Raw genomic sequence first — 6,882 nt, 5'->3', positions numbered from 1 at the left:
CTGAGCCCCGAGGCCTTGGAAGCGCTGCGCCACAGCACCCGTGAAGACGTGCAGGCGCTGTTAACCGCCACCCTGTTCATGTCGTTTGCGGTGCTGATGTTCAGCCATGCCGGCCTGCTCACCGGTGGAACAGCAGGGGTGGCGTTTTTGATCCACTACGCCACCGGCTGGAGCTTCGGGTTGGTGATGTTTGTGGTGAACGTGCCGTTTTACGTGCTGGCCTGGCGGCGCATGGGCCGGGCCTTTACCCTCAAGACCGCTTTGTCGGTGGGCCTGCTGTCGGTGATCGTGACGCTGCTGCCCCGGGTGGTCAGTTTTGACATGCTGTCACCGGTGTTCACCGCGGTGATGGGTGGGCTGCTGATGGGGGTGAGCATCCTGATTTTGTTTCGTCATCGGGCCAGCCTGGGCGGCTTCAACCTGCTGGCCCTCTACCTGCAGGACCACTTTGGCTGGCGCGCCGGTCGGGTGCAGATGGCCATGGACGGGGTGATTTTGTTGTGCTCGTTTGCGGTGGTGGACTGGCAACATGTGGCGCTGTCGGTGCTGGGCGCCTTCATGCTGAACCAGACCCTGGCCACCAACCACCGCAAAGAGCGTTATGTCGCCTTGTGATGGTTTATAGATAAAAAAAGGCCTCTAGCCCTTTGATTGAAAGGGCTAGAAGCTATTGTTTTTACTGATTTGGTTGGTAACGGCAACCTTGCCAGCTGCCGCGCTTGGCCAGTTCGGCAGAGATGCGGGGCGCCAGCTCAGACAAGCGCACATTCCACTCGGGCGCGAGTTTTTGCGAAGGCGGCACCTCGCTGCCCACACGTTGCAAGAGGATGTGCGGTGCCAGCCGCTCGATGAAATCGGCCAGCAAGCCGATACATTCCTCTTCACCCAGCAGTGGCACCGACTCAGGATCGCGCCGCCAGTCACGCGCCAAGAGGGTGCCCCGCACCACCTGCAACTGGTGCAACTTGAGCGCATGGATCGGCAGGGCAGATAGCTGCCGCGCGCCGTCAAGCATGCTGTCCACCGACTCACCGGGCAGGCCTAACAACAGGTGCGCGGTCACCTCCAACCCGCGTGCTGCGGCACGCTGGATCGCATCCACACTGCAGGCAAAGTCATGGCCGCGGTTGACACGGGCCAATACCGCGTCATTGCAGGATTCGACGCCGATCTCCAGCTCAATGATGTGGCTGCGCGACAACTCTGCCAGGTAGTCCAGCACGGCATCGGGCAGGCAGTCGGGCCGGGTGCCGATCGCCAGGCCGCTGATCTCGGGGTGGGCCAGTGCCTCGTCATAGCAGGTACGCAGGCGCTCGAACTCGCCGTAGGTGTTGCTGTAGCTCTGGAAATACGCCATGTAGCGCTGCGTGTTGGGGTAACGCCGCCGCAGGAAATTGAGTCCAGCGTTGATCTGCTCGGTGATGGATTGCTGGGTGTCGAGGTAACCCGGCGTGAAGCCGTCGTTGTTGCAGAAGGTGCAGCCCCCTTTGCCCAGCAGGCCGTCGCGGTTCGGGCAGGTGAAACCCGCCAGTACCGACACCTTTTGCACACGCCCACCGTACCGGGTTTTGACGTGTTCGTTCCAGGCGTTGTAACGGCGTTCACCAAACGGGCAGGGGGCGTCTTGAGTCATCGGGTCAGGGTTCCAGGCCGGGTTGCGGCGGGGGAGCAGTATGCCTCATGCCGGGGCTCATCCGGCCAAGGCGCCGTGGCTGCCGCCCAGCGCGGTTTGCAACATGTCGATGAAGACCCGGGTTTTGGCGGGCATGAGTTTGCGCCCCGGAAATACCGCCCAGGCCACGGGGCTGGGCAATACCCAGTCGGGCAGCACACGGCGCAACTCACCCCGGCGCACATCGGGCAGCGCAAAATAGTCCGGCACCGCGGCAATGCCGACACCGGCACGGGCCAGGCGGATCAGCAGTTCGGGCGCATTGGCGGTGGCGCGCCCGGGCGGCACCGCTTGCCAGCGCTCCTCACCACGGGTCAGTGTCCAGGGGACGGGTTCGCCATTGCCACCGAGCAGGCGAACCGCGTCGTGTTGGGTCAGCTCGGCCGGGGTCTGGGGTTCACCATGTTCGGCCAGATACGCTGGCGCGGCGTACAGGCCGCTGGAAAATACCGCCAGCCGCCGCGCCGCCAGCAGGTTGTCGTCAGGTAACGAACCGATACGCACCGCCACATCAAAACCCTCACCGAGCAGGTCAACCCGGCGCGGTGAGAGGTCCAGCTCCAGCGAGATGCCCGGGTGCATTGTCACAAACGCGGCCAGGGTGTCGGCCAGCAGCAGGTTGGCAAAGTCACTCGGCATCGAGACCCGCAGCCGCCCGCTGGGAAGCGCCTGGCGCTGTTCACGCAGGGCCACCACCGCGTCCACCTCCAGCGCCACCTGGCGCGCGTGGTCCAGCAACTGCTGGCCAAACTCGGTCACCGTCTGGCGCCGGGTGGTGCGCAGCAGCAGGCGTTCACCGAGCTGGGTCTCCAACGCCGAGATGCGCCGTGACACGGTGGACTTGGGCCAGCCCAGGCGATCGGCGGCTTTGCTGAAGCTGCCCAGATCGGCCACGCGGGCAAACACCAGCAGGTCGTTGGGGTCGATGTGGGAGGTCGATTGTTCCATCATGACAACAATGTTATCCAGTTTGAGGTCTTCTCAGTGAGATTGGTAACAAATACAGTACATCCATCGCCCCCAACTCACCTCAGACAAGGAGCCTTTCATGAACATTCTGCAAATCAACGCCAGTGCCCGCCGTGAAGGCGCCAACTCCACCCGTGTGGCCAACAGCATCGTGGCCCGCCTGCATGTGGCCAACCCCGGCGCCACCCTCACGCTGCGTGACTTGGCGGTGACGCCGCATCCGGTGCTGGACGAAGCTGCGCTGGGCGCCTTGTTCACCCCGCTCGAGCAACGCTCACCCGAGCAAGCTGCCCGTGTGGCACTGGACGACGCGCTGATCGCCGAAATCCAGGCGCACGACACCATCGTGCTCGGTGTGCCGATGTACAACTTTGGCATCCCGGTGCAGCTCAAGAGCTGGATCGACGCGATTGCCCGCGCGGGTGTGACTTTCCGCTACACGGCCAACGGCCCTGAAGGCCTGCTCACCGGTAAAAAGGTATATGTGGCGCTGGCCCGTGGTGGCCTGTACCGTGACACGGCCAACGATTCCCAGGTGCCGTACCTGAAAGCGGTGCTCGGTTTCCTGGGCCTGACCGATGTGCACTTCATCTACGCCGAAGGTCTGGCCATGGGCCCCGAGGCCAGCGAAAAGGGCTTTGCCCAGGCCGAGGCCGACCTGCAGGCCGCACTGGCCTGAGTCATAAACAAAATTCGGCTCTAGCCCTTATGAAACAAGGGCATCTTGCTATCAATGAAAGGATAACGCCATGAACACCACAGTACACACCACCACCGTTGCCCATCCGCGCACCGTGGAGCGTCTGGTGGCCGGGCAGGCCACCTCGGACGGCGCGGGTGTCAAACTCACACGCGTGTTGACACAAAACCTGCAGCGTCGGCTGGACCCCTTTTTGATGCTCGATGCCTTTGGCAGTGACCAGCCCGACGACTACATTGCCGGTTTCCCGGATCACCCGCACCGCGGTTTTGAGACCATCACCTACATGATTGCCGGGCGCATGCGCCACCGCGATAGCGCGGGCCACGAAGGCCTGCTGGAAAACGGCGGCGTGCAATGGATGACCGCAGGCCGTGGTGTCATCCACTCCGAGATCCCGCAGCAGGAAGACGGTGTGATGGAAGGTTTCCAGCTCTGGCTGAACCTGCCCGCCCGCGACAAGATGAGGGCCCCGTGGTACCGCGACTTCAAGGCGGCTGACTTGCCCAAACTCACCACCGCACAAGGTGTGGCCGTGACGGTGATTGCGGGCACCAGCCAGGGTGTGCAGGGTGCGGTGACACGCGACGCCACCGCACCGCTGTACCTGGACATCCATCTGCCTGCTGGATCGCGCTTTGAGCAGGCGGTGCCCGCTGGTCACAACGCCTTTGTGTATGTGTACCGGGGCGAGGTGAGCATCGCCGGGCAAACGGTGCCGGTGCAACGTATGGCCCTGCTGGCCAACAGCCCGGAAGCGGACGGTGTGGTGATCGAAGCGTCTGCCGATGCCAAGGTGTTGTTGATCGCCGGGCAGCCACTCGGTGAACCGATTGCCCAGTACGGCCCGTTTGTGATGAACACCCAGCAAGAGATCTACCAAGCGCTCAGTGACATGCGCGACGGGCGTTTCGGAGAGTAACCGAAGGGGGTGGCACCAGGCAGTGCATGTAGGTCACCGAAAAAGGCAGGTGTGCAAAGTGTTTTGTCTCGGTGGCAACGAACCCGAGCCGGCTGTACCAACGCTGCAGCGCCTGGTGTTCACCCATCACCCCGATGCTCACGCGCTGGCAAGTGGCGGCGCTGGCCACTTGCAGCACATGTTGCACCAACTGCGCCCCCACACCTTGGCGCTGCTGGGTAGGTAATACCGACAGGCGGTTCAGGTAGGCCAGGCCCGCGCCTGCGGGCTCAAAAGCCACGCAAGCGATGGGGCCGTTGCTTTCCTCTGCCAAAAAGTAGCACGCTCCCCGTGCCATGTCGGCCAACACCCAGTCTGCGCTGCAGAACGACGGGTGTTTGGGGCAGTTCTCCACATTCAAACCAAACTGTGTGGCCACATCACGGTTGGCGCTGCTGATCAACCGGGCGAGGGTGCTGGCATCTTGTGGGCTGGCGGCACGGATTGTCATGGAGTTCTCTGCATCATTTTGGCCACTAGCCCAATCTCATCAAGGGCTGACAGCTATGTTTTTTAAAATGGCTGGCAAGCCTGGATGGTTTGCAGGGGCCAAGCCCGGCGGCGCACCCAGCTTGGGAGCCAAGGACGCAGATGTGCCAGCGATGGCCAGGGCTGCAGTAACTGCGCCAGCTGAAACTGCGCACTGGGTTCGGCGCTGAGCCACACCAGTCCGGTGGTGGCTTGTGTCCAACTCTCGCCAGCCAGCAGCCAGATGTCGTGGTGTTGACCGGGCTGCGTCAGCCACAGCCGCCCGTGGTCAACACGCACGGTGCAGCCCGCGCGCAATGTCAGGCCAACAACGCGTTGCTGAGCCAATTCATAGTGTTCGATCTGGTGCATGTTGTGCTCCTTGCAGACGAGGGTTCATCGGGAAAACGGGTATCCACACTGTAGGTCTTGCACCTGTACAGTACCAGTACAGTGACCAAGATAGTTAAGATAACTGGCCCGGTTTTTTCACCAATACAATCCAAGGCTATGAACACCACTCTCCCAGATCCGGCCAGCTCGCATCACCTCAAGTCATCTGATGCCGCCAGCGCCTTGAGCGGGCAGGGCACGCTGGTGGACCAGTTGGTGCAGTGGGCCGAGTTGCGCATGAGCCAGCAAGTGTTTCGCCCCGGCATGCGTATGCCCTCGGTGCGCCAGCTGGCGACTGAGCGGGGTGTCTCGCGCTTCACCGTGGTCGAGGCTTATGAGCGGCTGGTGGCGCGTGGGCGGCTGCAGGCGCGCCGTGGCGCCGGGTTTTTTGTGCGTGAGCCAGAGCAAGCGGCCAGCCCCAAACGGGCCAGGGCCACCCCGGCGCGGGTCCAGCCCATCGACATGGGCTGGCTGGTGCGCAACATGCAAAGTGGCATTGCGGCCGACAAAGCGCCCGGTTTTGGTTACCTGCCGCCCGATCTGTGTGGTGGTGAGCTGATCAAAGGCGGCCTGCGTTCGGTGGCGGCCACAGCAGGCCTGCAGTTGTCACACGCGGCGCTGGCGCAGGGCTACGCGCCATTGCGTGAGCAGATCGTGCGGCGCCTGGCTGAGCTGGAGATATCCGCCACGCCAGCGCAGATCCTGACCACCTCGGGCGCGACGCAGGCGGTGGACCTGATTGCGCGCAAGTTCCTGCGCCCAGGCGACAGCGTGATTGTGGGCAACCCGGCCTGGTCGGCGCAGCTGGGCACGCTCTCGATGATGGGCGTGAATCTGGTCAGCCTACCCTACACCCCCCAGGGGCCGGACGTGGCCGCGCTGGCCGAGCTGGCGGCCAGCTGCCAGCCCAAAATGCTGCTGCTCAACACCGTGTTGCACAACCCGACCGGCCTGTTGCTGACGCCTGCAGCGGCCTACCAGATCCTGCGTGTGGCCGAGGCCCATGACCTGATCGTGGTGGAAGACGACATCTACGCCGACTTTTTGCCCAGCGGCATACCGACGGCGCGGCTGGCCAGCCTGGACCAGCTCAAACGGGTGATTTACCTCGGCAGTTTTTCCAAGATGCTGGTGCCCAATGTGCGCGTGGGTTATCTGGCCGCTTCGGCCGAGATTGCCGAAACCCTGGGTAACCAGAAGTTGCTGACCTCGCTGGCCACCCCCGAGATCAACGAACGCATCGTGCACCGGGCACTCACCGAAGGCAGTTACCGCAAACACTGCCAGCGTGTGCATGCGGCGCTCGACGAGCTGCGCGAGCCGACCTTTGCCCGGCTGGAGTCCATGGGCCTCAAAGCCTATAACCGACCGCAGGCCGGTTTTCAGGGCTGGTTTGACACCGGTGTGGACACTATCGCGCTGGCCGCACTGGCGCTGGAAGCAGGTTACCTGCTGGCGCCAGGCGCGCTGTTTTCACCGCAACAAGCACCCAGCACCTTCATGCGCATGAACATCGCCACTAGCCAGAACCCGGCGGTGTTGACGTGGCTGGAGACAACGCTGAACCGGCTGCGGCGCTAGGTTTTTCGCCCTGAGCGGGTTGTTGGGGTTTTATGTAGTTTTGGTCACTAGCCCTTAATTGGAAAGGGGATGTAGCTATGTAAACAGTAGCTTTTGCAGAGCTGGGACCAGGCTGGCTGCGCTGACACCGCATCTTTA

General features: G+C 62.9%; 8 protein-coding genes. 4 read left to right on the top strand and 4 right to left on the bottom strand.

The features are described 5' to 3' along the window. Complete coding sequence (locus KKO72_RS19490) at nt 1–615, top strand: YitT family protein (protein ID WP_214943085.1); 615 nt, start codon at nt 1–3, stop codon at nt 613–615. Nucleotides 616–676: 61 nt separating this feature from the next. Here the strand turns inward: KKO72_RS19490 and KKO72_RS19485 are convergent, their stop codons facing one another. Then, the gene (locus KKO72_RS19485; protein WP_214943082.1) at nt 677–1,633 is read right to left on the bottom strand and encodes a TIGR01212 family radical SAM protein; all 957 of its coding nucleotides are present in this window, start codon (nt 1,631–1,633) and stop codon (nt 677–679) included. A 57-nt stretch (nt 1,634–1,690) separates the two neighbouring features. Beyond that, complete coding sequence (locus KKO72_RS19480) at nt 1,691–2,620, bottom strand: LysR family transcriptional regulator (RefSeq protein WP_214943079.1); 930 nt, start codon at nt 2,618–2,620, stop codon at nt 1,691–1,693. 100 nt (nt 2,621–2,720) lie between these two features. Between KKO72_RS19480 and KKO72_RS19475 the strand changes: the two genes are divergently transcribed. Further along, nucleotides 2,721–3,320, top strand: a complete 600-nt coding sequence (locus KKO72_RS19475) for an FMN-dependent NADH-azoreductase (protein WP_214943076.1) — start codon at nt 2,721–2,723, stop codon at nt 3,318–3,320. A gap of 70 nt (nt 3,321–3,390) precedes the next feature. Next, a complete protein-coding gene (locus KKO72_RS19470; RefSeq protein WP_214943073.1) occupies nt 3,391–4,263 on the top strand; it encodes a pirin family protein in 873 nt (290 codons plus the stop codon). Here the strand turns inward: KKO72_RS19470 and KKO72_RS19465 are convergent. Together KKO72_RS19465 and KKO72_RS19460 are read right to left on the bottom strand one after the other, a co-directional pair. Next, complete coding sequence (locus KKO72_RS19465) at nt 4,229–4,753, bottom strand: GNAT family N-acetyltransferase (protein WP_214943070.1); 525 nt, start codon at nt 4,751–4,753, stop codon at nt 4,229–4,231. The genes KKO72_RS19470 and KKO72_RS19465 overlap by 35 nt on opposite strands. A gap of 62 nt (nt 4,754–4,815) precedes the next feature. Further along, entirely contained in the window at nt 4,816–5,142 is a 327-nt protein-coding gene (locus KKO72_RS19460; protein WP_214943067.1) for a DUF2917 domain-containing protein, read from the bottom strand. Between the two features lie 138 nt (nt 5,143–5,280). Here KKO72_RS19460 and KKO72_RS19455 point away from each other — a divergent pair, with 138 nt between their 5' ends. Then, nucleotides 5,281–6,744 carry a PLP-dependent aminotransferase family protein gene (locus KKO72_RS19455; protein WP_214943063.1) on the top strand — a complete coding sequence of 488 codons (1,464 nt, stop codon included), beginning with the start codon at nt 5,281–5,283 and terminating at the stop codon, nt 6,742–6,744. The last annotated feature ends 138 nt before the right edge of the window (nt 6,745–6,882 follow it).

Source organism: Rhodoferax sp. U11-2br, from assembly GCF_018619435.1.
Taxonomy (GTDB): Bacteria; Pseudomonadota; Gammaproteobacteria; order Burkholderiales; family Burkholderiaceae_C; genus Rhodoferax.
Note: the sequence above shows the minus strand (reverse complement) of the source record. Positions and strands in the feature narration are given on the sequence as shown.

What these genes read in the sequence shown, in the direction of transcription:
- KKO72_RS19460 (WP_214943067.1), bottom strand. Translation starts at nt 5,142, where the DNA reads ATGCACCAGATCGAACACTATGAATTGGCTCAGCAACGCGTTGTTGGC.
- KKO72_RS19485 (WP_214943082.1), bottom strand. Translation starts at nt 1,633, where the DNA reads ATGACTCAAGACGCCCCCTGCCCGTTTGGTGAACGCCGTTACAACGCC.
- KKO72_RS19465 (WP_214943070.1), bottom strand. Translation starts at nt 4,753, where the DNA reads ATGACAATCCGTGCCGCCAGCCCACAAGATGCCAGCACCCTCGCCCGG.
- KKO72_RS19475 (WP_214943076.1), top strand. Translation starts at nt 2,721, where the DNA reads ATGAACATTCTGCAAATCAACGCCAGTGCCCGCCGTGAAGGCGCCAAC.
- KKO72_RS19470 (WP_214943073.1), top strand. Translation starts at nt 3,391, where the DNA reads ATGAACACCACAGTACACACCACCACCGTTGCCCATCCGCGCACCGTG.
- KKO72_RS19480 (WP_214943079.1), bottom strand. Translation starts at nt 2,620, where the DNA reads ATGGAACAATCGACCTCCCACATCGACCCCAACGACCTGCTGGTGTTT.
- KKO72_RS19455 (WP_214943063.1), top strand. Translation starts at nt 5,281, where the DNA reads ATGAACACCACTCTCCCAGATCCGGCCAGCTCGCATCACCTCAAGTCA.